The following is a 411-nucleotide window of genomic DNA, read 5'->3' as shown; positions in this document are numbered from 1 at the left end:
GGCACATACACACCAGAAATCTCTGAGTGCGAACCACCTATATTGTGGTTAACCACCAGATCGTTGCGCGTCAGTGCTGACCCCAACCCTAAATGAAACGCCTGATAGTGAGCATCACGCTGCAAGTCGATGCGGCTGCTGCCGATAAAGGCGCTGGCGGACTGCATCCGGTTCAGGCGGTAATGGGTCAGACGGGCATTGTCGCCGATCTGGATATCGGTCTGATTGTTGGTAAAGCTGTTATCGTCGTGTGCAGAGACGGAAGCAAATTGTTCAATCAGTGTCAGTTCCGCATTGGTTTCCAATACCACCAGAACCCGGCTATTGACGCTGTAGGCTGATTCGGCTCCGGTGTTGATGGAACAGATTTGCAGCGGTTTGTCGAGCTGGCTGTTACGGCCGATGGTGACC

General features: G+C 53.3%; 1 protein-coding gene. It reads right to left on the bottom strand.

Annotated elements, in window-relative coordinates; all coding sequences use genetic code 11:
* Positions 1-411: SufD family Fe-S cluster assembly protein (locus Q4563_RS16540; RefSeq protein ID WP_303605262.1), on the bottom strand; the 411-nt coding region annotated here is incomplete at both ends.

The organism is Gilvimarinus sp. 1_MG-2023 (genome assembly GCF_030548285.1).
The sequence above is the reverse complement of the archived record's forward strand: the minus strand, read 5'-3'. Positions and strand labels throughout refer to the sequence as shown.